The 25,085-nt window shown below is 47.5% G+C and carries 17 protein-coding genes; 9 read left to right on the top strand and 8 right to left on the bottom strand.

Going from position 1 to position 25,085, the window contains the following annotated elements; all coding sequences use genetic code 11:
• Positions 1 to 20 precede the first annotated feature (20 nt).
• On the top strand, positions 21 to 665 hold the full coding sequence (locus R7Q11_RS03475; protein ID WP_225466184.1) for an START domain-containing protein: 645 nt from the start codon (positions 21 to 23) through the stop codon (positions 663 to 665).
• An 81-nt stretch (positions 666 to 746) separates the two neighbouring features.
• On the opposite strand, the gene R7Q11_RS03470 is transcribed toward R7Q11_RS03475, so the two are convergent.
• Positions 747 to 2,501, bottom strand: a complete 1,755-nt coding sequence (locus tag R7Q11_RS03470) for a hypothetical protein (RefSeq protein ID WP_017634495.1) — start codon at positions 2,499 to 2,501, stop codon at positions 747 to 749.
• A gap of 427 nt (positions 2,502 to 2,928) precedes the next feature.
• Between R7Q11_RS03470 and R7Q11_RS03465 the strand changes: the two genes are divergently transcribed.
• Entirely contained in the window at positions 2,929 to 3,882 is a 954-nt protein-coding gene (locus tag R7Q11_RS03465; RefSeq protein ID WP_005374721.1) for a M23 family metallopeptidase, read from the top strand.
• A complete protein-coding gene (locus tag R7Q11_RS03460; RefSeq protein WP_080773744.1) occupies positions 3,786 to 4,238 on the top strand; it encodes a polymer-forming cytoskeletal protein in 453 nt (150 codons plus the stop codon). Before R7Q11_RS03465 ends, R7Q11_RS03460 begins: the two co-directional genes overlap by 97 nt.
• Before the next feature lie 87 nt (positions 4,239 to 4,325).
• Here R7Q11_RS03460 and R7Q11_RS03455 read toward each other — a convergent pair whose 3' ends face one another.
• Entirely contained in the window at positions 4,326 to 7,076 is a 2,751-nt protein-coding gene (locus R7Q11_RS03455; protein ID WP_213871306.1) for a M16 family metallopeptidase, read from the bottom strand.
• Between the two features lie 364 nt (positions 7,077 to 7,440).
• Here R7Q11_RS03455 and R7Q11_RS03450 point away from each other — a divergent pair, with 364 nt between their 5' ends.
• Entirely contained in the window at positions 7,441 to 9,327 is a 1,887-nt protein-coding gene (locus R7Q11_RS03450; protein ID WP_130545695.1) for a methyl-accepting chemotaxis protein, read from the top strand.
• Positions 9,328 to 9,444: 117 nt separating this feature from the next.
• Here R7Q11_RS03450 and fecE read toward each other — a convergent pair whose 3' ends face one another.
• From fecE to R7Q11_RS03420, 6 genes are all read right to left on the bottom strand, one after another.
• Positions 9,445 to 10,209 carry a Fe(3+) dicitrate ABC transporter ATP-binding protein FecE gene (gene fecE, locus R7Q11_RS03445; protein ID WP_054865921.1) on the bottom strand — a complete coding sequence of 255 codons (765 nt, stop codon included), beginning with the start codon at positions 10,207 to 10,209 and terminating at the stop codon, positions 9,445 to 9,447.
• Positions 10,210 to 10,211: 2 nt separating this feature from the next.
• Positions 10,212 to 11,183 carry a FecCD family ABC transporter permease gene (locus tag R7Q11_RS03440; protein WP_047102431.1) on the bottom strand — a complete coding sequence of 324 codons (972 nt, stop codon included), beginning with the start codon at positions 11,181 to 11,183 and terminating at the stop codon, positions 10,212 to 10,214.
• On the bottom strand, positions 11,180 to 12,139 hold the full coding sequence (locus R7Q11_RS03435; RefSeq protein WP_405531633.1) for a FecCD family ABC transporter permease: 960 nt from the start codon (positions 12,137 to 12,139) through the stop codon (positions 11,180 to 11,182). Before R7Q11_RS03435 ends, R7Q11_RS03440 begins: the two co-directional genes overlap by 4 nt.
• A gap of 74 nt (positions 12,140 to 12,213) precedes the next feature.
• On the bottom strand, positions 12,214 to 13,137 hold the full coding sequence (locus tag R7Q11_RS03430; protein ID WP_025768676.1) for a Fe(3+) dicitrate ABC transporter substrate-binding protein FecB: 924 nt from the start codon (positions 13,135 to 13,137) through the stop codon (positions 12,214 to 12,216).
• Between the two features lie 101 nt (positions 13,138 to 13,238).
• Positions 13,239 to 15,377, bottom strand: coding sequence for a TonB-dependent siderophore vibrioferrin receptor PvuA (pvuA, locus tag R7Q11_RS03425; protein WP_225466182.1), 2,139 nt, complete (start codon positions 15,375 to 15,377; stop codon positions 13,239 to 13,241).
• A 120-nt stretch (positions 15,378 to 15,497) separates the two neighbouring features.
• A complete protein-coding gene (locus R7Q11_RS03420; protein ID WP_033906633.1) occupies positions 15,498 to 17,534 on the bottom strand; it encodes a TonB-dependent receptor in 2,037 nt (678 codons plus the stop codon).
• A 250-nt stretch (positions 17,535 to 17,784) separates the two neighbouring features.
• Between R7Q11_RS03420 and R7Q11_RS03415 the strand changes: the two genes are divergently transcribed.
• From R7Q11_RS03415 to R7Q11_RS03395, 5 genes are read left to right on the top strand one after another with little or no spacing between them, the layout of a single operon-like run.
• On the top strand, positions 17,785 to 18,996 hold the full coding sequence (locus R7Q11_RS03415) for an acetyl-CoA carboxylase biotin carboxylase subunit family protein (protein ID WP_054576555.1): 1,212 nt from the start codon (positions 17,785 to 17,787) through the stop codon (positions 18,994 to 18,996).
• Positions 18,993 to 20,825: an IucA/IucC family protein gene (locus R7Q11_RS03410; protein ID WP_054576554.1), complete on the top strand. Its 1,833-nt coding sequence runs from the start codon at positions 18,993 to 18,995 to the stop codon at positions 20,823 to 20,825. Before R7Q11_RS03415 ends, R7Q11_RS03410 begins: the two co-directional genes overlap by 4 nt.
• 6 nt (positions 20,826 to 20,831) lie before the next feature.
• Positions 20,832 to 22,037: an MFS transporter gene (locus R7Q11_RS03405; RefSeq protein ID WP_054576553.1), complete on the top strand. Its 1,206-nt coding sequence runs from the start codon at positions 20,832 to 20,834 to the stop codon at positions 22,035 to 22,037.
• Positions 22,009 to 23,838, top strand: coding sequence for an IucA/IucC family protein (locus tag R7Q11_RS03400; RefSeq protein ID WP_225466181.1), 1,830 nt, complete (start codon positions 22,009 to 22,011; stop codon positions 23,836 to 23,838). Before R7Q11_RS03405 ends, R7Q11_RS03400 begins: the two co-directional genes overlap by 29 nt.
• A complete protein-coding gene (locus R7Q11_RS03395) occupies positions 23,831 to 25,033 on the top strand; it encodes a type III PLP-dependent enzyme (protein ID WP_225466180.1) in 1,203 nt (400 codons plus the stop codon). The genes R7Q11_RS03400 and R7Q11_RS03395 overlap by 8 nt, the downstream gene beginning before the upstream one ends.
• The last annotated feature ends 52 nt before the right edge of the window (positions 25,034 to 25,085 follow it).

Raw genomic sequence — 25,085 nt, 5'->3', positions numbered from 1 at the left:
AAAAGTTGGCGGATACTAACATGATGTTGCATTTAAGAATGGGCGCCTTAACACTCGCCACATTGATATCCGCTGGCACTGATGCGAGCGCCAACGAGAACTGGCAGTTCGAGAGTGACAAGAATGGAATCACAATTTACTCCCGAGAACATAGTGACGGTTTAGTTGAGATCCGTGCCCGGATGTTCACACCCACCAGCTATGGTGCATTTTTAACGCTACTGGAAGAGAGTGACAATATCCCGAACTGGATTGACAATGCCAGTCATAGCCGGGTTTTAAATCAGATATCGGCCACCGAGAACATCGTTTACACCCAGTTTAAAGCACCATGGCCTGCCAAAAATCGGGATATGGTCACCTACTCAAAGTACTGGGTCGATGAGCTGGGATTCACGATAGAAATCAAAAGCGCACCTGACTCATATCTTGCTGAACAAAATGGTTATGTTCGAATTCGCTCGGTTGATGCGACTTGGGAGTTACAAAAACTCACAAACGATACAACACTCGTGGAATACAAGGCGTTTGCTGACCCCGGAGGTCTATTGCCAAACTGGCTGATCAACAAACTCTCAAAAGAAAGTGCATGGGCGACATTTAGTAATTTAAGAAAAGAGTTACCTGAATATCAGCAATACTCTCATCCTCAAATAGATGAGTAAGCGTCGCTCTTCCCACTCGCTTTTTAATACGGTACATAATAACAAAAGGCGGCTTCAAGCCGCCTTTTTCTACGCAATGTGTTACTGCTGTGCAACCGTTACAGGTTTAGTTGCACCGCGGTAATCAAACTCAAAACCAATACCTTGGTCTGTCACGTCCATCGTCATACCACCAACAAGCTCGCCTTGTAAGCTTTTGACAACATCATCCGGAACCGGCTCCCCAGTGATTGACGACGCACTCTCTAACACTTCCAAAATACGCTCTGAATCAAAATCAAAGCTGAACAAGCCATTTGGAGAAAGTGATTGCGCCATCACTTCTTTGCTTGCTTCCGCAGCACTATCACCACTGTAAAGGGTGAAATGGTTTTCGTTTAGACGAGCAAACACGTCCACCTTCATGCCAGTATGCATTTCTAATAGGTCACTGACATTAACAGGTTGGTTATCCGGTTGAATTTGCAATTGAGCAAGTTCAGGAACGAACATTTGCGCAGTTTGAATAAGCATCATTGGATCATTGGCAGAAAGAGACAACATACCATCTAGCTGGCTAAATACTTCACCATGCTGAGCATTAGTATCTACTTTGATATCAAACATTTGCAGGCTTAACCCTTTAAGGCCATTAACCATGCCTGACCCCATGCTTACAGCGGCTGCTGGATTCTGGCCGCCCATCTCTTGCTGCATTTGTGTCAATAAAGAGCATTGATATTGAGGCTGGGTCAAGTCAGCCCAAATCTGACCAATCGATGGCGCTAGAGTATTAATGTCTAAACCAAGCGCCATACTAAAGAAACTCTTATCACTTTTAGACTCAGCCAATACACCACGAATCGACTTGAGCGCATCTAGAATCACTTTATTGTTGGACTCAACAACAAAAGAACCTTTAATGAACGCCTGATCGCCTTTCATCTTGTATTCTGCAAACGCGACGGACTGAGGCCAGTTTTCTGCAACTTGAGTAAGCTCAGTATGGCAGGCTGGTGAACGCATTTCCTCAATCGTTGGTTCAGGATCTATTGCATCCAACGTGCTGATTTGACGAGCAAACATATTGCCATCTTTCGTCGTCAAACCTTTAATCACTTCGCGATGATCAAAGTAACCAAAAGAGTTGTTGTTTTCACCGTATTTGGCTTGCAACGCCTCAAGGCGTCCACTGTCAGCAATATTTTGACTTGGTGCTTCAAGCCCTAATGCCATTTTAATCGGGTTTTGAACGCCCAGTTGCGGAACATCAACCGTTAACGTAAGCACGTTATCAACCACGGCTACAACCAAGCCAATACCGTCCTGCGGGTCAATTGAATCAGTCATCTCGTAACGACGATACTCGACTTCACCAAGCTTAACCAACTCATGCTTAGCGCCGCTCATCTGCTCTTCATGATCCAGTGTTTTCCATAACGCGGCAGGGTCTTCAATATCCACTTTGTACACCGGTACCATACCAATTGTGTACAACACAGGATTAATGTTTTCCCCGGTGCCCAAATAAGCTTTTAATGTTTCTGGCGACGCAGCACTCTCTAGGTACCCATCGAATAAGTTAACTGCAAACTGCTGTTGTGGAGACAGTGGTTCATCGGCAAAAAGTTCTGCAATCGAGCCTTGATTCGCCGTACCGAATGCGTTCATGTATTTATAATGGTTAAAAGGTTCTGTCTGATACGTCACCATAAGTGAATCTGCAGGAACTTGCGTTAACAGTGAGCCTGCATCACTCGCGGTAGTATTGTTTTGGTACAGGTAGCCAGCGCCCCCTGCTGCTGCGACCACTGCTGTAGCCAATAGTAGTTTTTTCACGACCAACTCCGTTGTCATAGTTATGTGTTCCTAAACGAAATGTAACGCTTAGGTTTAAAGCCAATGAATAGTGCTTTATATCAACCGCTATCATAAACAAGTTATCGATGTAATGAATGTCGGTTTGATAAATTATCCAACATTTATAAGGCAAACCGTGAAGTAAGTTGAATTGCGTGCGGATGCTATTGGCAATATTCACAATCCAATTTCTCGGATAACCGCCTTAAAAATCATAATATTCAGTTAAATGAAGCGATTTGGAGTAATTACGACCAAAATCAGCAGAATATTAAATCTTTATTGAGTCTTTTATCTAATATCTGAAAACGCCTCACGACCTGACACTTCTTTCCAATTTGCCTCTGGCGGTCCCTACTCGTTTTCCTTACATTCCTACTAACTCAGTGACGAGACGTATACCAAATACGAGCAATAGAAGACGATGAAAGACCAGTTGACGATCTCTATATCAACTATCAATGGCTCAAGACATTGGTACTTCAGTAAAAGGATGCAACGCAACATAAAAACGTTTTTCGTTTTTTTTGTTGTTGCTCTGGCCGCTACCGTAATCTTAATTCATCACTTGTACACTCGCGTTGATAATGCAGCGTTAAAACAAGCTGAATTGACAGAGCATTCACGCACCATGGGTGAAGAGCTCAGCACACTGAAAACACTTAAATCAGAGCTAGAAAATGACCTTTCAGAACGGGAAGAACGGGTACAACTTGTTTCGGAACGTTTGGGTGAATTAGAGAAAGTGCTTGGGGTTGGAGAACATACCTCGACAAATAACTTGGATGCTAGGCTCGATGCAGCGGCGATAACCTCAAACGTTCGCATGGTGTTATTAAACCAAATACCAAGTGGCTCTCCAGTCGGCAACGTACGACTATCTTCCGGATTCGGTAAGCGTATCCATCCGGTGACAAAAGTTGCCAAGATGCATCGTGGGCTCGATTTTGCCGTAAATATCGGCACCAAAATTTATGCCCCTGCCGATGGGGTAGTGGAAGTCACCCGCCGCAGTAATAAAGGCTCTGGTAACTTCCTCAGGCTGCAACATTCTTTCGGTTTTTCGAGTTCTTATTCGCACTTGAAAGCGTTCAAAGTAAAAAGTGGTCAGTTCGTCAAAAAAGGGCAGCTGATTGCAATTTCCGGCAACAGTGGGCTCTCTTCTGGCCCTCACCTGCATTACGAGGTGCGATTTGTTGGGCGAGCACTGAATCCGAAACCATTTGTCGATTGGAGCCTTAATGATTTCGAAGACATTTTTACTAAGGAGCGAAGAATACGATGGGAATCTTTAATCAAAACAGTGGAACAACGAGTAGCTCAGCAGCTTCAACTCTCATCGCCAAAGGCTGTTCTCTTAGCGGAGAACTCAAAGTAGAAAACGATGTCCAGATTGATGGCATCGTCGATGGTCAAATTAACGTGGAAGGCACTCTCGTTGTCGCAGAAAGCGGGCGAGTAAACGGTGAAATCTACGCTAAACAGCTGATCATTAATGGCATGATGGACGGAAACTGTCACGCAGAACACATTCAAGTGCTTGCCAAGGGACGCGTAAGCGGTAGGATCTGGAGCAATAACCTCAGCATTGAACCTGGTGGCAAATTCTTTGGTGAAGCAGCCGAATTACCTGAAAAGGAAGTGGTAACGTTAAAGGGTAAGGCTCAAGACAGTGCGATCACAAAAGAAAACAACACCAACAATGAAAAGCGACTTGCGCGTAAATCAGCATAAAAGCTTTGATTAAAGTGCTTAAAAAAGACGGCTTTCACGCCGTCTTTTTTATTACTATTGCCACGATTTTCGTCAGAAACTACGTGATTATTCGGCCGGATTTAAAACCATCACCGAGCGTTTTGCTTGTGGACCAAAAGCTGATTTTGCATGCGCTTTCACTTCATCTAACGTCACACTTTTAGCCACTTTCTCAACGTCAAGTAACACATCGACGCCGTAATCATGCACCAAATAACGAGCATATGCCCATGATCTCTGTGCTGGGTTGTCATCCAATCCTTGCATCGCGACTGCCAGTTGTTTCGCGGCCGTATCCACTTCTTTTTGGGTAATATTTGACGCTAAATCATCAAACACTTTACCCAGTTTACTCTCTAAAAGTGCCACGTCTTCGGGCTCGACTTGAGACTCCAAGAGCCAATCAGAAATGGGTTCGCGATCTTGTGTCATGGTGTAAATGCTCGGGCTGTAATCAAGGCTAGACTCTTCTCGCACAATATCCAAAACACGTGCATTACTAATACGTTGCAAAATATCTTCGATAACCGTGTCTCTTGCCGTACGTTGGTAATCGCTCGTATTAGTCAAACGCATTACATACAACGATGAAGGTTCATGCCCATCCGCAACCACAGTTCGCTCCGGCACTTCCGGGTTAAACGCAACGTGATAATCAATCGAACGACTCGGTTTCATTTCGATAGAGGCCACATACTTACGCAAAAGTGGTGTAATTTCTTCCGGCTCTACGTTTGCAACAATAACCATCTTAAAACCATCATTGGTTTTGAAAAGTTGCTCATGCACCGCTAGTATCTGCTCAGAAGTCACTTGTTCAACATCATCACTGGACACTATACGATGACGACTACCCGGCAAATAAGAATTGCCGTTTGCTTTTTGAATCAGTTTTCCCATCGGTGATTCAAAAAAAGCGCCGCTCTGCTGTTTAAACTCTTGCTTCGCTGCTGCCATCTGGCGCTCGTCGACTTTAATCTCCGTCGCTAGGTTGTATAGTCCATTCAAAGCATCAGTTAGGTGCGTATTTGGCGCCGTAATTTGTGCTCCGTGACTGGTCGCATCAAGCATCGCGCCAAGCGCAATGTTGTTTTTGCGTAAGTAGCTATCTAGCTCTGAACCAGAAAATGCCCCTAACCCACTGCGTATTGCCGTTGTTGCTGCGATTTCATAAGCGGCATACAACGTCGGATCAACAGCGGCTTTACCACCTTGGCTCGCATAGTAAATATACGCTCGACCACCCGCTTTAGTATCTTTTTGGAACCACACTTCGACACCGTTTGATAGCGTATAGACTTGAAAACCACCCGCTTCCTGACGCATGCTCGTGATGCTGCCTTCCTGGGTAGGCTTTAAGAATCCATCCACTTTGTCATACATCTCTAACGGTTTTTCGCCAGTTTGAAGATAGGCACTGTTTAGAGCGGCAAATACACCATTGAACTGTTCTGACGTTTCGCTTTTCCCCAAACCAATAAAAAAGCTTGGCTGCTGAGATAACAAAGCCGTCAATTGTGTGTTAATGCTCTCTAAATTCTCGTTGTTGATGAATTCTGCCAAACTCTGGGCATAATTCTCTTTTGATTGGCTGACACTGTCTTGTCCAATTTGAAAAACACGTGCTTCTGCGTAACTGTTTGGCTTGCGCTGACTCCAATCTGAATCAATATTTGCAAGTTCACCTTGCCAATTTGACATAACGCTATCTAACTCGGATTGAGTCGCACCATAATCTCTCAACGACGCCAAGGTACGAATGAAAGTCTGGTGCATTTGTTCGCGGCGATCTGGTGCAAACGAAATCCCTGCCGACGTCATACGCTGATAGTTAGAGTAATAGGGCTCTGCATAAGCGTATTGAAAAGGTTCAGCGGCATCACTGAGTACACGGATCAAACGCTGTTGAATGAGTTGTGTTGCTACTTCATCACGCCACACTTCATGTTGTTGCTCAATCGTCGTGCCGCCACTTAGACCACGCTCAATCACTAAATGAAGACTTGGTGATTCCATCGTGTTACTTGGCAAGATTCTGTTTTCGTTGTTCACTCGAATATCACGGCGCTTCTCTATTAGCGTATCCGAGGTACTTTCCCAGTTCGAGAACTTGCTTTTGATAATCTTGGACAGTGAATCTACGTCGATATTACCAGTCACAATCAACTCGGCATTTTGTGGCTGGTACCATTTGTCGTAAAACGCCTTTAACTTACTCGAGGAAGCATTTTGAATCGCTTCGCGAGTACCTATTGGGTCATGCTCACCATACATAGTGCCTTCAATCGAGGCTTGGTAAGCATGCATAGAAAAGGACTTATCATCCGGATTAGCACGTCGCCATTCCCCGAGAATCACCCCTTTTTCTTTCTCTACTTGCTCAGGAGCAAACTCAAGTCCGTTACCGATATCTCTCATCCACTTCAGGGCATCTTCTAGCTTCGTATTATTCGCAAGGTCAAGTTGGTAAGACGTTTGCTGATAACTGGTAAAAGCGTTGATATCAGCGCCAAAGCTACCACCAGATTGCTCGAAAAGTTTAACAACGTCGTTACCGGTAAAATGCTCACTACCATTAAACGCCATATGCTCAACAAAGTGAGCGTAACCCTTTTGAGAAGATGTTTCTTGGAATGAGCCGATATTCATCACCAAACGGACCGAGACTTCTTGATCTTCTGTTGGATAAAGATGGTATTTCATACCGTTCGATAACTGGTCCACGTGCCAGTTGGCGTCAGGTTGAATCGGCGTCGACTGTTGTATCAGAGCACACCCTGACACTAATAACGCGGGGACTAACAATATACTGCGCATAACGATTGCCCATAACAATGATTAAGCTAATCAATATATATCCGGTGCTATAACCTTCACATTTTTAATGGATTATCAGACGCGCAAATGTGATAAAGATCACCTTTTATTGAAATCAATTCTCATTTACAAAAATCGACAAATCCTTACTTTACAAATACATAAATAATATCGTTCCAAATCCTTTTGCTTATTTGATGTAAAACTCAAATTCGCGACATGGAGTCAGTATTTATTTTGAGCAATAAAATATAATTATTGAACAGATTCGAATCTAACTTTCTGCTGCATATTCAACAGCGCAGAGAGCACTGATGAGAATAAAAACACAACAACTATTATTCAAAGATCTATTATTCGCTTTATGTTCAAAAATCTATCATTAAAAAACAAACTGGCAATCTCTGCCAGTGCCGCCATCATTCTAGGGGGAGTGCTGGTAGAGGGGCTGTCTTTTCGAGATTCATTAAATAGGCTCGATGTCGAAGTCGCACAGCGACTAGAAAGCACTAGCGCATCTTACAATCAATACGTAAAGGACTGGCTACTCTCTAAAGAGCGCGCACTAACTTCACTCTCTTCTGATTCAGAGAAACGTTCTCTGGTTACGCATTTGAAACAAGTCCGAGACTCTGGCGCGTTCGATAACGTTTTCCTCGCTTACCCGGACGGGTCACAAGACAACGCTAATGGGGTGGTTTTGCCACCAGGTAATAACGATCCTCGCAAGTGGGGCTGGTACACCAACGCCATTGCCAATCCATCGAAAGTCTTTATGGATAACCCGACCGTTGCTGCTGCAACTGGTGCGAATGTGGTGTCGCTCGGTAAAGCCCTGCAATTGCATGGTCAAACCGTCGTTCTGGGTGCTGACGTAGAGATCGGTGATATCCTGAACAGTCTGAACCAAGTGATCCTACCGGGTGCAGGTTATATGTTTATTGCCAATGAACAGGGCAATATTTTCACTCATAACAACGGTAAACTGCTGAATCAACCGGTTAGCAAGCTAGGCCTCAACAACAACGACATTACGTCTGCCGCACGTTCAGGTACAGAGCGTCGCGTCTCTATTAACGGCACCGAATATGTGATTTACGCGCGCCACATAGAGGGTACCCAGCTCACAACAGTGACGGTGTTAGATCAAAACTCGTTGGTTGCCCCACTCTACGATGCTGTTTGGGATCAGATCATCGCAACCACCATCGTCGTCGTTATCTGTGTAGCTTTGTTTAATCTGCTATGTAACATCTTGTTCCGTCCGCTCTACAACGTTTCGAATGCGCTTGCACAAATCGCAAACGGTAGCGGCGACCTAACTCAACGCATCAAAGTAGAAAACCGTGACGAAGTTGGTGAGCTGGCTGAAAACTTCAACCAGTTCGTTGAAAGTTTGCAGCAACTTATTGGTCACATTCGTCACCAAGCGGAAGAACTGAGCCAACAATCGGAGCTGAGCACGACTCGCGCGAATCAATCGGTTTCCGATCTGAACCATCAGCAACAAGAAATCACGATGGTGGCGACCGCTGTGACTGAAATGGCATCGGCAACGCAAGAGATTGCAGCACATGCAGAGCAGACGGCTAAAGCCGCTCAAGACTCTTCAGCAAGCACACAAAATGGTCATGAGTTAGTGATCAACTCCAAGTCATCCATCAACAATTTGTCTTCTGAAGTCAACCAAGCGAGCGTTGTCATCGGCGAGCTCAACCAGCACGCGCAAGACATCTCAACCGTACTATCAACGATTCGAGACATCGCAGAACAAACCAACTTACTGGCTCTGAATGCGGCGATTGAAGCGGCGCGTGCAGGTGAACAAGGTCGCGGTTTTGCCGTTGTTGCAGACGAGGTTCGCGTGCTATCACAACGCACACACACCTCAACCGAAGAGATTCGCTCGACGATCGAGACCTTGCAGCAAACCACACAACGCGCTGTGACCATCATGGATACAAGCTCTCAGCTCGCGCAAGGTTCGGTGGAAGATGCAGATCGCGCAGCACTGGCTCTGGATGAAATCAACGCGGCCGTTGCGCTGATCAGCGATATGGCAACGCAAATCGCGACCGCCGCCGAAGAGCAAACGCACGTAACCAATGAAATCACGCAAAATGTCACGTCCATTAAAGATGTGACCGATCACTTGGTAGTTGGTGCCGAAGAATCGATGAATCAATCTGCTGAGCTGAAATCGCAAGCTGAGGATCTCAACTCGAAAGTGGCGACGTTTAAACTGGCTTAAACGCCACATTAAGGACGCTCTTAAAAACAACAAACCCCGCTAGCAACTTTGTTACTAGCGGGGTTTGTTTTTATGGATCGACGTTTTTATTGCAGATAGCTTTCCAAAGACGTAAACCTACACCGCCACACACATCGGCGTGCCTGAGATTGGGTCATTAAATACTCTCGCTTGTAAATCAAACACCGATGACAACATGCCTTCTGTCATTACCTCTTGCGGTGTTCCCTGCGTGACTAACTGACCTTTTTCCAACACCACCAAATGATCGCAGTAACGGCACGCTTGGTTTAGATCGTGCAGCACTACGACCACTGTTTTGCCTTTGTCGTTCATCTGCCTCATGAGTTTCATCAGCTCAACTTGGTGAGAGAGATCCAAGTAAGTGGTTGGCTCATCAAGCATCACTACGTCGGTATCTTGCGCCATTACCATCGCAATCCACGCTCTTTGCCTTTGACCGCCAGACAACGATTCAACTGGCTTGTCAGCAAACTCAATCACGCCAGTATCTTGCATTGCTTGCTCGACTAAGGTCTTGTCTTGTTGACTTAACCGGCCCCAATGAGAGAGATAAGGCGAGCGGCCATATTCGACCAGTTTTCTGACGGTAATACCTTCAGGACTGACAAGAATCTGCGGCAGCAAAGACAACGAACGCGCCAAGCGTTTATCACCGTAGTTGCTTAGAGGTTTGTCGTCATACAATACTTGGCCAGAAGCGGGTTTATTGATGCGTACCAAGGTTTTTAATAGTGTCGATTTACCGCAACCATTTGGGCCAACAAGCGCGGTAATTTTACCTTGAGGAATCGACAAAGAGAGATCTGGAATGATGGTCTGTTTGCCGTACGCGACGGATAAGTTCTGCGTTCGTAACATGCTTACCAACCTCTATAACGATACAAAAGAAAAATGAAATATGGTGCGCCAATAACAGATGTCAGCACTCCCGCTGGTAGCTCAATTGGTGGCTGTAAGCCTCTCGCTAAACCATCGGCGCAAATCACCAACAAAGCGCCAAGGGTTGCAGCGGCTGGAATCAACAACTTGTGGTTGTGGCCAAACAGCAAACGCGCAAGATGCGGCGCAAGCAGGCCAACAAAGCTGATCGTGCCTGCCACAGACACACTGATACTCGCCAATAGCACGGCAGCAATCAACGCAATAATTTGGATCTGTCTTGGTTTCGTGCCAAGTGTAGTGGCGCTTTCTTCTCCCAGTCCCATAACATCTAGCCGCCAAGCCAGCCAAAACGCCAATGGTAGTAGCAGCAATAAAGCACTCCAAATAAACGGCACTTGTTGCCAGTTTCGTCCCCACAAACTGCCGGTTAGCCATACCATCGCCGTGTTGATTTCAATAGGGTGCACAATCAGAAGAAAATCGATACCGCTAGCTAAAAATGCGCTGACAGCAACACCAATCAGCGCCAAACGTGCTGGTGTTGGTTTCGACCAGTAAGCCAGCACAGCAATAAAGCCAGCAGCAAGCAAGCCTCCCGCCATAGCGACCATCGGCAACATTGCCACTGGCGCATTCGGATACAGCACCAAACAAGCGGTAGCCGCCAGTCCTGCTCCGGCGCTTATCCCCATTAAATCTGGTGAGGCAAGTGGATTACGGATGACGCCTTGAACTAAAACGCCTGACAGCCCCAACCCAGCGCCCACGCCAATGGCGAGCAACATTCTCGGTAATCGATATTGGTGAATCACAAAGTCCGAGTCAGAGAAAGAAAACAGCAATGCAAAAACCTGTTGAGCCGACATGTTCGCCGCGCCAACAAACAGCGTGAGAGAAGACGCAATCAGCAACAATCCAACTAATGCAAACAGTTTGGTTTGATTCATCATGATGATTTCCTCATTGCAATCGCGATAAAGCAAGGTGTGCCCAACAGCGCGGTAATCACGCCCACTGGCGTTTCAGCCGGAAAAGCAATCGCTCGTGATAAAGCATCTGACCACGTCACCAATGCCGCGCCACACAAGGCGGAAACCGGAATGAGAATGTGATAGTTGTGACCAACAATTGGGCGTACCAAGTGCGGCACTAACAACCCGACAAAGCCAATTGGCCCAGCAATCGCTACGCTAGTTCCTGCCAACAGCACAACCGCTAAACCACTGATAAATCGCGTAAGACGAATGTTACCACCTAGCCCAACAGCAACTTCGTCCCCCAACGCGAGTAAATTTAAGTTTCGCACTAAGCCCATGGCGAGCACCAAACCTAAAGTCGCAAAAGGCCACAGTTGCTGCCACTGTTCAGAATCTACCGCGGAGAGTGAACCCGTTAACCAATGCAACACGCTGTAAGCCATGTCATCCGCCAAAATTACCGACGCACGAGTTAACCCTATCAGCAGTGCACTGATGGCAATGCCCGCTAGCACTAAACGCAATGGGTGAGAACGCGCGGAAAAAAAACCGCCCAACAACATGACCGCACCACCACTTAGTAGCGCGCCGAGTACTGCGTTGATGATTGAGTTCAATTGACTAAAGAATGGTACGCCGATGGACGCCAAGGCCATAAAACAAGCCGCACCAGCATTAATGCCGAGAATGGATGGCGACGCCAAAGGGTTACGAGTTAATCCTTGCATCAGCACTCCGGATACCGCAAGCGAAGCGCCAATTAATAACCCAGCATAGGCACGAGGCGCACGCAGCGTCGCGAGGATTTGATGCAGCATATTGCCCTCATCAAACGCAAACCAATAGCTTGTCAGATCATTAACGCTCAAAGAAAAGTTGGACCAGCCAATCATTGAGGCTGCATAGCCTGAGAGCGTACACAACGCCATAGCACAGACAAACAAGCTCGCTTTCCAATGCGATTTGCTAACCGAAGACGCGCTTTCCGAGCTTATCGCCGCACTCATGAGCGCTCCAATAACGCTTCAAGATTGCGGGCAATTTCTTCCGCAGCCAACATGCCGCGATTTAACGACCACAGTTCAGGAGAAACCTCAACAAGTTGCTGTTTTTTCGCAGCAGTTAGCAACTTAAACAATGGATTTTTGCGCCACTCATCCACAATATTTGGTTGAGAGTAAAGTCCAACTAACAACCAATCAGGGTTGGTTTTTAGTAAAAGTTCGAAACTGGTTGGGATATACGCTTTTTGCTCAGATGGAGCCAGCGGGCTTTGGATGCCCAGCATACTCAAAACGCCCCCAGCGTAAGAAACCGGGCTATGCAACCACATCCCTTTGTCAGAAACCACACCAAACTGAATGGTTTCCTGTGTTGCAAAATGCTGTTTGAACTCCGCCATTGTCTGTTTGTGCTGCTCAATTCGTTGTGTCATTTTCGCTTGTTTGCCAATTGCCACGCCGATTTTGTGTGCGGATTCGAGATTTTCTTGATATGTCTCACCACGGCTTTTTAACAGCAAAGTTGGCGCAATTCGCTGCAAATCTTGATAAATCGCGCGATGACGTTCTGCATCAGCAATGATCAAATCCGGCTTGAGCACCGCAATCGCCTCTAAACTCGGTTGCGAGCGCATGCCGACCGATTGCCAAGGACCAACCTTGGCACGAACAGCAGGAATGACTCGTGTGGCATCGTTGTCATCGGCGACGCCTACAGGTGAGACATCGACTGCCGCTAATGCATCGACAAACGAAAATTCTAAAACCACAATACGTTGAGGTATCGCTTCTAGCTCAAAAGTGCCTTGCTCATCTTGCACGCTGCGCGCCTGAGAAAATGCGCTAAATGACATCAAAGCTGAGCTCAACAGCATCAGCAAAACTGTTGAAAAGTGTTTGATCGTAAATTGTTTTTTATTTTTCATCTTGCTTTTTTCCAGTGCTAAGAGTTTTCCATTACCTAAGATCGGCAAAGTCGCCAAGGTAAATTGGCGACTTTTCTTTTCAAACTCGGTGAACGAAACGCTTAAAACTGATAGTTCAGATCCAGTGTGTAAGAGCGTCCCGGAGCTGGGTACCGACCAACTGGGCTTGTATCAATCCCGCGGAAGTAATACTCCTCGTCAAACAAGTTGTTCACCGCAACATTCATGCGTAACTTGCCTTTGTCGTCTTTGTATAAATCCGTCCCCAAGTTGAAGTTCCACACCATGTAAGATGGTACTTCACCCGTTGCGCCAGTTGCATCTTCGGCACTGGTGTTGGCGTTATCGGTATACGAATCACTAAAGTAGAAGCCCGATAGCGTGGTGTCCATGCCGTAAAATGCGTAGGTTGCATCCCAACCAAGCTGATGCTTAGAGGTGTAAGGCAGTTGATTACCTTTATTCGCGCCTTCTTCTTCAAGCGTAGCGTCTAGATAGTTGTAGCTTGCGCCTAAACTCAGTGCAGGTAGTGCTTCAGGCACGTAACGAGCAGAAAGCTCTATGCCTTGGTGAAGTGTTTTTCCGATGTTATCGAAGGTCTGCGTTGAGCTTTGCCATTGCAATTGATCTTCAAAGTCGATGCGATAAAGTGCAGCGTTAAAGCTGGTCGCATCTTGGGTGTAACGCGCGCCGACTTCGTAGTTCCAAGCCAGTTCGCTACCTTCTTCACCCAAACCTCGGATGTAGGCAATTTGTGGCGCACGAAGTGATTTTTGCGCGTTCGCATACGTCACCCACTGGTCAGTTAAGTTGTATGCCACCGTCAAACCTGGCAACCATTCCGTCACGGTGTTGTCTGCCGTTTGTTTTTTACCACGATCGGTAAACGTCATTCGAACCGACTCAACACGCAACCCAGGCGTTACCTTCAATGTATCATTGAACAAACCAATTTCGTTGCTAACGTATCCAGCAAACGCGTCCGTATCTAGATGCCAATCACGCGGAACGCTGGTTGCACCACCGGCGATTGGAGTCTGAGTGAGTTTGTAGTCAATGTCTTCATTAACATAACGGGTACCCACGATCCAGTTTTGAGTAACGGATTTACCTTCGCCAAAGTACATCGCCATTTTTGGCTCTATACCATACACGGTAAATTCACGTGGAGAGGTACGAACGTCCGTCGCTGGCAGAGCCGGATCCGCCCAATGGCCACCCGCGCTGTTAAAGCCCCACTTGAAAAGACGCTCTGACTTATGGCCAAACGTTAGCACTTCTAGCTCGGCACTGTCGGCAAATGGCAAATCGTGGATGTACTTAACACTCCAGCGCGTCGACTTACCTTCATAATCATCGTAAGGACGTTTCGATTGGTGACGATCTTGCTCGTAATCTTGTGGCGAAAGTGCGCCCGGCATTTGCGTTTCAGCATCGTAACGTTGCAGGAATGCTTGAATCTCTTGAGTGTCACTCAGTAGCCACTGTGCTTTGGCTTGGAAGTTCTTCACGTCCGTATCGGAATGTTCACGGAAGCTTTCACCTTTTAGGAAGTTACCTTCCAACTGTAGTGCAAATGTGTCGCTTAACCAGCCGCCCGTGCGTAGGTAAAAATCATTCAGCGGCGCATCACCGCCATCAAAAACGGTAAGGCGGTTACTGATTTCAGTTTGCCACGTGTGTGGAATCGGTTTGGTCACTAAGTTGATCACACCACCGACGTTGTTTGGGCCGTACTGTACTGCGGCACCACCGCGTACAATGTCAATACGATCAAGCATCGACAGTGTTGCTGGGAAGATAGACTGACCAGTGTGACCATATGGCGCAAGTGTTAGCGGTACACCATCCATCAAGAACTGAGCATGACCACTACGGCTTGCTTTCAAACCACGTACGGAAATGTTAGGCAATACGCCCGTTCCGCTTTCATCCTGAACTTTAATACCCGGCACGCGCTGTAGCGCGTTATCAATCGAGCCTGCGGCGGTTTTCTCGATTTGATCGCGGGTAATGACGGTACGAGCACCTGGGTACTCTTTGACGTCTTCAATTTCAGATTTACCAATCACGCTACCAGTGACAACGACGGTTTCCATCGTGGTAGTTTGTTCTTTTTTAGCAGGAGCAGCAACCGCGCTCATGGATGTGGCAGAAGCGATTGCAATCGCAAGCACACTGTAAGTGGTAGACAAACCAGCACGTACACGCACTTTACCATCCAAATTCTGGTAAGACATTAAGATCTCCTTTGCGAGAAATTGAGCCTCGGGCAGAATACATCCCGTAGGCTCTAGGGGCTAAACATCCTCAATATGAGGCAAAAATCGGCTAACAGGCGCTAACTACGCACAAAAAGCCTAGAACTGATATCCGTAGCTGAGCATGAACTCGGCTGGTGCGCCGTAGCCAATCTGGTTTAAGCCAGACGTGCCGTTTGTTGCGCCAAGAATGTATTTCTCATCCAAAATGTTGTAAGCGTTCGCTTGGATTTTGTGACGACCAGTGGTGTACGCCGCCATCAAATCCACCGTTGTGTAATCGCCAAGTGCGACGGCTTCGTCGTTACCTGCGTAACGGTCGCCCACGTACTTCACACCACCGCCTAAACGCCAGTTGTCATCCAATTGGTAAGTGCTCCAAAGAGAGAACAAGTGGTCTGATACATCGTTAGGCTTTTTGCCTGTGGCTTTGTCTTCCGCATCTAAGTAGCTGTAACCAACAGAGATGTCCCACTGTTTGGTGATTTGGCCGCGAGCCTCTAATTCAATGCCTTGGTGACGCACTTCAATTTTATCGATCACATCGCCGTCCACGTTAGTTTGTGGTTGCTCTTGATCAATCTGGAACAGTGCCGCATTCAACATTAATGCGTTATCCAAAAGGTACGCTTTCGCACCCACCTCTTTTAAGTCGGTGTGGAAGAATTCCGCCAATTTTGGATTGATGTAGATACCAGCGTACGGTAACTGCCAAGAGCGCGCTAAACTGGCGTATACGGATGTGTCGGAATTGATGCGGTATACCAAACCAGCACGGTAGCTGACTTTGTCATCATCCAACTTTTCCTTATCTGAGCCCGCTTTTTGTTGTTCGAGCTCCATCGAGTCGTAACGCACGTTACCGATCAAAGAAAGGTCGCCCCACGTATAGACGTCTTGCACATACAAACCTGTCGTGGTGGTGGTATTGTCACGAAATGGCTTAAAGCCCGGATCAGGCGTTGGACCAACGACTGGGTCGTATATATTTTGCGGAGGAAGCGTTTTGTCACTTGCCAACGTTAGGTCGATATCGATCTGGTTGAAATCTGCACCCACCATCAATTGATTGTCCCTGGTTTCCCAAACCAACTCAGATTGTAAAGTGGTCGTAGTACGTGGATCGTAACCAAAGTTGTTGACGGTTTGAGACACTTCATTACCCGTCACTTTGCCCTGACGCGTGCCTTTTTGCTCAAGTTCGATATGGTTGAACGCCGCTCGGTTGTTCCATACCCATTGATCATTCAGACGCCATTCGTAATCCACCGCAATACGGAGACTGTCTGACTCCTGATAGTCGTTTGTGCCGCCAAAGTAAGTGCTTACTGGCAAATCAACTGGCTTGCCATTTTTTGATGGCACACCACGATACGGCACTAGTTCTTGATGGGCGTATTCCACGTCAATATCAATGGTGTGACCGTCCGCTGGTAACACACGAATGGTCGGTGCAATGAAGAAATCGTTTGAATCAACATGATCAACGTACGAGTCGGCTTGACGGTATTCCAAGTTAATACGCCCGTTGACCTTATCTGTAAACGCCATTGAGCTGTCGACCTGACCAACATACTGGTTGTTGCTGCCTACACTACCGTTTACGTGAGTAAAATTCTCACCGTTAGCGCGTTTCGTCACCAAGTTGATGATGCCCCCAGCCGAACCGCGGCCATACAAAGCACCCGCAGGGCCTTTCACAATTTCAACGCGTTCAACGTTCGCTAAGCTGCGGTAAGACTGCAACGTACCGTCATCTCGCAAGCCATCACGGTACATATCGTTGAGTGAATCAAAACCACGGATCATGAACTGATCGCGGCTGCCTTCGCCCAAGGTGTTATTGACCCCGGCTACCCCATCTAGCGCATCCACTAAACGCACCGCGCCTCGGTCTTGCATTTCTGTTTTCGTTACTACGGATACCGCTTGTGGCACATCAAGCCATTCCACATCGGTTTTGGTGCCTGATTGAGGCATGTGTTCAGCATAACCTTCGTACTGATGACCGAAGACTTGAATCGTTTCAGTTGCTGATGAGGTTGAGTTCGTCTCTTCTGAAGCCACTGCGCTTGGTGCTACTAATGAAGAACCAATCGCGACCGCCAAGGGGGTCAGGGTCAATAATTTATTCATTCCATAATTCCGTTTAGTTGTTATAAAGCCAACGGATGGAAATAAGAACAAATATTATTTCTATTTGCAATATTAATTTTATGCTCTATATTTATTTACCCTAAAAACACAACTAACAACAAAAAAAACCAAATATCATAACAATAAATACTAAAACTTCTGCCCTCCGTCTCGAGAGAGGCACATTGGAAGACGACCGTGAGCGACTTTATCAACGTTAGAAGAAAATGTTAGAAAATTAGGAAAGCTCATGAAATCTACGATGATTATCGTAAGTCATGTCGTTAACGATGCAGTCACTCACGGCTTTGTGCCTGCAGCTAAAGCGATGGACCTTCACGTCGTTCTTATCACCGACCACAAGCTAAGCCATTTAGAGCTGGCGAGTCGTGATAGTCACTTTAATCCGGATACCATTCTAGAATGTGATGTCTTCAACCCATTAGAACTCATCGAAACCATCACGGAGCATGAATTAAAGCCAGACGCTATTTTCAGCAATAGTGATCACTTACAAACTTCCACCGCCATCTGCGCGCAATTTTTTGGCCTCCCATCCAAAGATTGGTCTGTCACGTTAAAGGCCAAAAACAAACACTTAACTCGACAGGTGTTAAATGAAAAATCCTTACCCAACACACAAAGCTGTTTGCTGCATCGCCATTCGAATGTGGCATTAGGCATGGCCTTCCCTGTCGTAGCAAAACCCAAAGAAGGCGTGGCAAGTTTAGATGTACAGCGCTGTGACTCCCAAAGCGAGCTCGATGCTTACTCCGAGGCGTTTTGGCAAAAGCACCCAAACACCGCCATTCTGGTGGAGCAGTTTCTTCAAGGACCGTTGGTTACGCTCGAAACTTTAGGAGACGGTAACCAACTTATCGCCGTGGGCGGTTTTGATGTGTCGCTCTCTGAGCCGCCTTACTTTATCGAAACCGCCGCAGACTGGAACGGACCAAACGGCATTGCTCACCGAGAAGCTTGCTTGGCTCAACTTAAAGCGTTCGGCGTTGGTTTTGGAGTTTGCCACAGCGAATTTATCATTACGGAAAATGGCCCGGTTCTGGTGGAAATTAACTACCGCAGTATTGGAGATGGCCGCGAATTCTTGCTCAACAATCTCGCTCACTTCGGTTGGTTTAGCACAATTTTGGGTCTGCATTTGGGCCGAAGATTGGCCGGCGATTACCAAATTCATGGGTCAGCGCACGTGCACTATGTGGTTGCGGAGCACAGTGGTGTGATTGATGGAGATTCAACCTCCTTCATCCAACACGATGACGATATCATCACTCAGCAACAGGTACTAAAAACCGCTGGAGAACACTTCCAACAGAGTTATTCCAATAAGGATTATCTCGCCCGAATTTCGATTGTCTCACCATCAGGGCGAAACCTCGACCAAGCGCTGCAGAACGCGCTTAGCAATTTCGATCTCGCTCCGACTCGTGAGGTGGCAGCATGAATGACAACGCTTTGTATCTAACGCAACGATTGATCGACACTTGCTTACGGGAAGACATGTTTGGCATTTTGTCGAAAGCCAAGTTCAGTAGCGACGCGCCAAAAGGGGGAATTGTTCCTCAAGGCGAGCAAGTCTGGCTGATATTTGCCAACTCTGATTTCACGTTGTATTTACCCGTTGCGCCAACGTATTACATGCAGCACTGGCGCTACGGTCACGCCAATGACGAAGCACCACAAGGTTGGTGGGTGGAGAAAAATGGCCAAGTCGAACATCAACAACATTACAAAGAGTGGATTGCACTACTAACGACACTGGCGCATGAGAGCTCTCACGAGTTGCTGGCGGGATACCTTCAAGAACTGGAATGTGCAGAGAAACACAAAGCGCTGTGTGACCAAGCGTTTCATCATCACGCAGACCACATTTCTCAACCAATATCCGAGCTTGGTTCCTGGCATAAAAAGCTGCTGCTAGCCGACCAGATCGCTTCTTACCTTGACCATCCGTACTATCCAACTGCGCGTGCGAAGTTTGGTCTGAGCGATGAAGACCTTGCTAAGTACGCGCCCGAGTTCGCACAAAGCTTTGCTCTGCATTGGATTGCGATTGAAAAATCACTGGTGACATTAACCAGCGAACAACCTGATTGCTGGCCGACCATGGAGCAAGTTGGGCTTCCTGCTGATTTTGCACTGAGCCACGTTCTGTTCCCTGCACATCCGCTCACCCTGCGATCTTTAGAAGCCTTACCCGAAGGCATGATAGAAGCGCCTTTAACGTATCTAGACGTGACGCCGACGCTTTCCGTTCGTACTGTGGTCGTCAACGAGGCACCGCACATTCACATCAAGGTTCCGCTGATCATGCGATCGCTAGGCACAAAAAATATTCGCTTAATCAAGCCTTCAACACTGTATGACGGCCACTGGTTTGAACGCCTACTCAGCCACCTTGAACAAACGGACGCCGACTTAAACAGTCGCTTGTTCCATTGCAACGAAAAACACGGTGGACACGTCGGCGAGGATAAAACCTTCGCGTACATCGTACGTGAGTACCCACTTACTCATTGCGAAGACAAAGCGTTAGTTCCGGTTGCAGCACTGGCAAGCCCAATGCCTGACGACCGCTTGTTCTTAGAACATTTGGCAGAACATTACTATCAACAAGATACGCTGGCGTGGTTCCAAGATTACGTCGATCTATTATGCCAAGTGCACCTCACCTTGTGGCTTCGTTATGGCATTGCATTGGAGTCCAACCAGCAAAACGCCATCGTTGCATTTGATCAACAGGGCAAAATGACGCTCGCGATGAAAGACAACGACGCGGCGCGAATTTGGCCAGAGCGCTTCCGCTTTGCAACAGACCATGCTGCCGAAAAACACGGCGCAAAAACAATTCCAGTGGATTGCGATGAACTGCTCGACCAACGCATCAAAGTCGACAATGAATTGGCGCTCGGTCAGATGTTTACCACCATCACATTACAATTGGATATCGCAGCGATTGTAGAAGCAATGGCTACAAAGGGCATTGCCTCTTCAGCATCGCTTTACGCCATCGTGGCCAAAAGCATTGCTGAGCAACTCAACCGATTGGAAGGCGAAGGGTTAGAAACAAAACTGGCACGCGAGTTACTGCAAGAGGCGCCTGATTTGTACGCCAAGTACTTGTTGAGCTCTGGCAGTTTGCTCTCGAAAGAAGCCTCCGGCGCGAGTGACATCAATAAGTTCTATGGTTTGTCGGCCCCGAACTTCTTGCTGCTTTCTAGCGAAGAAGCGCAGCGCGCCTACTTAGAAGCCATCAAAAAAAGCGTACGTTAAACGATTATGACCAAACTCATCTACAGTGTGTTGTTGTGCCACTTTATCGCTGCGTTTGCCGCGTTAGGTATGCCGCTATTTCTACCCGTCGTGTTGCCAACATTAGGCGCAAGCATTGATGCGGACTGGGCAGGGGTATTGTTTATCCTACCTACGTTTTGTACTGCGTTGGCGGCGCGATTTTGGGGCAACTTTGCCGATCGCTACGGTCGCCGCCGCTCACTCTTGCGTGCGCAACTTGGCCTTGCAGCAGGTTTTGCGCTGTGCGGCTTGGCAGACAACCTCGCCATGTTTGTGTTTGGTCTTATTGTTCAAGGAACCTTTGGCGGCACCATGGCCGCCTCGAACAGCTACTTATCTAGTCAAATTAAAGAAGCCAAAACACTCGGCAAGTCACTCAATAAAACCCAACTATCTGCTCGCTTGGCGCTGATCGTTGCGCCCATTGGGCTCGGCTGGAGCTTGTCCGAAACCAACCCACTCAACGCGTACCTGTGGTTATGCGTTTTGCCTTTAATTGCTATGGGCATCACGCTAACACTGCCTGCGGATAAACCCGCCGAACGAAACCTCGAAAAGCCAAACTCAGAATCTCAGCAAGAAAAACCGGTTGCACAGAAAAACGCAATGCATGCCATTCGCTGGATCTTCTTTGCTCAGTTCGGGTTTGCGTTTTCCATGGTGGTGACCTTTCCTTATTTCTCGCCGTTTGTGCAGCAATATGGCATCACTAACCACGCATGGATCGGTTTTTTGTACGCACTGCCGCATGGTGTCTATCTGTTGCTGGCAGGCAAAATCCACGTGTTGTCAGATGGGCTGAGTCGCCATCAACCGCTGCGCACGTTGTGGCTCGGGTTTGCATTGCTTGCCGTGAGCTCTGCTTTGCATTTGATTGCGTCCGAAACCGCACTCATTGCTGCGAGAATTATCTTCGGCATCGCGATGGTGTGTTGTTATCACGGATTGCATCAGCATCTTGCGAGCAATCTGGATCGCAAACTCAGTGGCAAAGTATTTTCTCGCTTTGATGCCATGTCCAAATGGGGTGGCGTGGCAGCGGGATTTTGCGCTTCTTTCATTTCTAGCTTGGGGCTACTTGAGGTTCCTTTCCTACTTTCTGCGATAGTCAGCGTAATCACCTTGATCGCGCTGGTTCTCCACTCAAAATTTGGAAATCAACATGTTACAAACTCAATCCTCTCAGACTAGCGAGTTGCGCGCGCATGAGGTGCAGCTCAACCGTGAGAAAGCCCAACTCAACACGATAATGGGTGTTCTTAATTGTTACTTACGTGAATTTGCGCTACCGAATCAACAAGTGGAATGGCACTACCAATCGACATCGCTACCCCAAACGTTAAAACGCAACTATCCCGCTAAACAGCGGATAGCCGTTCATCTTTCTCAACAAAATGGCGTGTTGGTTTTGCCGATTCACTACGCGAGCAAACTGGGCAAAATCAAATTGGCAGAACTGCCGTGGGCGAAAATGCCGGGATCTGGTTGGGCGAAATTGGATGCCACGCAAACTCTTACGCTTTTGCTTAACTATCTCAAGCAGGTGTTGGCGATCCCATTTAACCATGAGCTGATCGAACAACTGGAAAATAGCGTGCTGGTTACCGAGCAGTTTCTCAACGTCGCGCCCAAATCGCATCACAACGAATTTATCGCTTCGGAACAATCTCTGATTTGGGGGCATACTTTCCATCCGACCCCGAAAAGTCGTTCGGGCGTCACCATGGATGATCTCTTGGCGTTTTCTCCAGAAGTCGGCGCGCAAGTCCCGCTGTACTGGTTTGAAGTGGATACGTCCTTACTTGATGTGCTGAGTTCCGACGGAGACGCTAACCCTGCGCAACGCATGCTACAACAGCTCGCGCCACAACACACCACCAGCAATGGGAAGACCCTCTACCCTTGCCATCCTTGGGAAAGCTACACCATTTTGAGCAACCCAAGCGTGAAGCGCTCCATTGAACAAGGCAAAATCACGCCACTGGGTTTAGGTGGTGAAAAGATGCAGCCGACCTCTTCAGTTCGTACCCTCTACCACCCAGATATGGACTGGTTTGCGAAATTCTCCATCAACGTACGATTAACCAATTGCGTGCGCAAAAACGCGTGGTACGAACTCGACAGCGCCGTGCAGCTCACGTCGATTCTCAAACCAATAAGAGAAAACGAACAGCTGCACAACCCCGTATTTAAAGTGATGACAGAGCCTTACGCCACCACATTGAATCTAGAAAGTGTCGCTGAGCGTAATTGGGATGACAACACCAAAGCGCGCGAATCGTTTGGGATTTTGTATCGCGAAAATTTCTCGTTGAGCGAAGTCGATATCTTAAAACCAACCCTCGCTGGCGCTCTGTTTGCTTACGACAAAAACGGCAACAGTTGCATTGCTCAACGCCTTAAAAACAAAGCGCGTACTACGCAAAATCGCTATTCCGACATCGCGACACTGTGGTTTGAACGCTATTTGCATTGCCTAATTCCGGGCGTGTTTAATTACTACTTCAAACACGGGGTGGCGTTTGAGCCGCATTTGCAAAACACCTTGATTGGCTTTGAGCAAGAGATGCCGTGTTGTGTTTGGATTCGTGATTTGGAAGGCACTAAATTACTGCCAGAGTTTTGGCCAGCAGAAACATTAACTGACTTGTCTGAACGCGCGCGACAATCGGTTTACTACAGTCGCGAACAAGGCTGGAATCGCATCGGATACTGCACCTTTATCAACAACATCAGCGAAGCGATTTTCTTCATCGCAGAAGGTGATGAGCCACTAGAACAAACGCTGTGGAATGCGGTGCAAAGTGCCATTGTGCGTTGGCAATCAGTGAATGGAAAACAGCCAGAACTAGAAGCGTTACTGAATGACGGTCACTTCCCAAGCAAAAATAATTTCACCACGCGTTTGATGCAAAAAGCCGATAAAGAGTCGGGCTATACCCAAGTCGCCGCGCCTTGGCAACAACACGAAAAAGGAGCGCAACATGTCTAATTCACTCTCCCTACCGACAAGCGTTAGCCAGCAAGTTCACACGCTCGCACAGCAGCAAAATCACCCCTTGTGCGCGTACTTGTATGACCTAAAAGCCTTAGAAGAACACATCAAACAACTGCGTCACGTTTTGCCGAAAAATGTCGAGCTATTTTACGCAGCCAAAGCCAATCCATCGGGCCCGATTCTTAAAACGCTCGCGCCGTTTGTCGATGGTTTTGAAGCGGCGTCTGGCGGGGAGTTGGCACACCTTCACCAGCAACAACTCGATAAGCCATTGATCTTCGGTGGCCCAGGGAAAATGCCAAGTGAATTGCAACAAGCGATTGATCTTGATGTTGATGCAATTCATGTCGAAAGCCTCACCGAGCTGCAACGCATTGGAGCACTAACCGAGCGCCTCAACCGCCCTGCTTCGATCTTTTTGCGTATGAACATTGATATTGGCGACATCACGCTCAGCAAGTTGGCGATGGGCGGCAAGCCGACTCCTTTTGGTTTGGACGAGTCCGAACTGAGTAATGCTTTGATGTTGCTGCGCGATTTCCCGCAAGTGTCACTCAAAGGCTTCCATTTTCACTTGATGTCGCATCAGCTCGATGTTGAACGTCACTTAGCGTTAATGCAGCGCTATTTCCAAGTCGTGAAGGCGTGGCAACAAGAGTTCGAACTCGGTGAGCTGATGATCAACTTGGGCGGCGGCATGGGCATCAACTACCAAAACCCTGAGCAACACTTTCCGTGGATGGAGTTTTGCGACAAGTTGGAATTCCTCATCGCTAAAGAGCAAGTGCAAGACTGGACACTGCGTTTTGAATGCGGACGTTTCATCACGGCGGCATGCGGTTATTACGTGATGGAAGTGCTGGATATTAAGCAAAATCTTGGCGAAAACTTTGTCATCGCACGCGGGGGGACTCACCATTTCCGCACGCCAGCAGCGCAGAGCCATGATCATCCATTCGTCATCCTGAAAAGCGAGCAACACCATGAGATTTCTCACCCAATTCAGCATGCACAAGCGACCTTTGTCGGCCAGCTTTGTACGCCCAAAGATGTGCTGGCACGCAATCAACACGTCGCCCACGTCGATATTGGTGATTACGTTGTGTTTACCTTAGCTGGCGCCTATGCGTGGAACATCTCCCATCAAAACTTCTTGATGCATGAACCGCCGATCTTCCACTATTTTTAAACGGCATACTTCGCTTCATTCAAGCCCCAATCATTGGGGCTTTTTTATTCCA

Source organism: Vibrio sp. 970 (assembly GCF_033339075.1).
The sequence above is the reverse complement of the archived record's forward strand: the minus strand, read 5'-3'. Positions and strand labels throughout refer to the sequence as shown.

What these genes read in the sequence shown, in the direction of transcription:
- R7Q11_RS03400 (WP_225466181.1), top strand. Translation starts at nt 22,009, where the DNA reads ATGTTACAAACTCAATCCTCTCAGACTAGCGAGTTGCGCGCGCATGAG.
- R7Q11_RS03455 (WP_213871306.1), bottom strand. Translation starts at nt 7,076, where the DNA reads ATGCGCAGTATATTGTTAGTCCCCGCGTTATTAGTGTCAGGGTGTGCT.
- R7Q11_RS03465 (WP_005374721.1), top strand. Translation starts at nt 2,929, where the DNA reads ATGAAAGACCAGTTGACGATCTCTATATCAACTATCAATGGCTCAAGA.
- R7Q11_RS03470 (WP_017634495.1), bottom strand. Translation starts at nt 2,501, where the DNA reads ATGACAACGGAGTTGGTCGTGAAAAAACTACTATTGGCTACAGCAGTG.
- R7Q11_RS03415 (WP_054576555.1), top strand. Translation starts at nt 17,785, where the DNA reads ATGAAATCTACGATGATTATCGTAAGTCATGTCGTTAACGATGCAGTC.
- R7Q11_RS03420 (WP_033906633.1), bottom strand. Translation starts at nt 17,534, where the DNA reads ATGAATAAATTATTGACCCTGACCCCCTTGGCGGTCGCGATTGGTTCT.
- R7Q11_RS03475 (WP_225466184.1), top strand. Translation starts at nt 21, where the DNA reads ATGATGTTGCATTTAAGAATGGGCGCCTTAACACTCGCCACATTGATA.
- R7Q11_RS03440 (WP_047102431.1), bottom strand. Translation starts at nt 11,183, where the DNA reads ATGATGAATCAAACCAAACTGTTTGCATTAGTTGGATTGTTGCTGATT.
- R7Q11_RS03395 (WP_225466180.1), top strand. Translation starts at nt 23,831, where the DNA reads ATGTCTAATTCACTCTCCCTACCGACAAGCGTTAGCCAGCAAGTTCAC.
- R7Q11_RS03450 (WP_130545695.1), top strand. Translation starts at nt 7,441, where the DNA reads ATGTTCAAAAATCTATCATTAAAAAACAAACTGGCAATCTCTGCCAGT.
- R7Q11_RS03435 (WP_405531633.1), bottom strand. Translation starts at nt 12,139, where the DNA reads ATGGCGTTGTGTACGCTCTCAGGCTATGCAGCCTCAATGATTGGCTGG.
- R7Q11_RS03405 (WP_054576553.1), top strand. Translation starts at nt 20,832, where the DNA reads ATGACCAAACTCATCTACAGTGTGTTGTTGTGCCACTTTATCGCTGCG.
- R7Q11_RS03460 (WP_080773744.1), top strand. Translation starts at nt 3,786, where the DNA reads ATGGGAATCTTTAATCAAAACAGTGGAACAACGAGTAGCTCAGCAGCT.
- R7Q11_RS03430 (WP_025768676.1), bottom strand. Translation starts at nt 13,137, where the DNA reads ATGAAAAATAAAAAACAATTTACGATCAAACACTTTTCAACAGTTTTG.
- pvuA (WP_225466182.1), bottom strand. Translation starts at nt 15,377, where the DNA reads ATGTCTTACCAGAATTTGGATGGTAAAGTGCGTGTACGTGCTGGTTTG.
- R7Q11_RS03410 (WP_054576554.1), top strand. Translation starts at nt 18,993, where the DNA reads ATGAATGACAACGCTTTGTATCTAACGCAACGATTGATCGACACTTGC.
- fecE (WP_054865921.1), bottom strand. Translation starts at nt 10,209, where the DNA reads ATGTTACGAACGCAGAACTTATCCGTCGCGTACGGCAAACAGACCATC.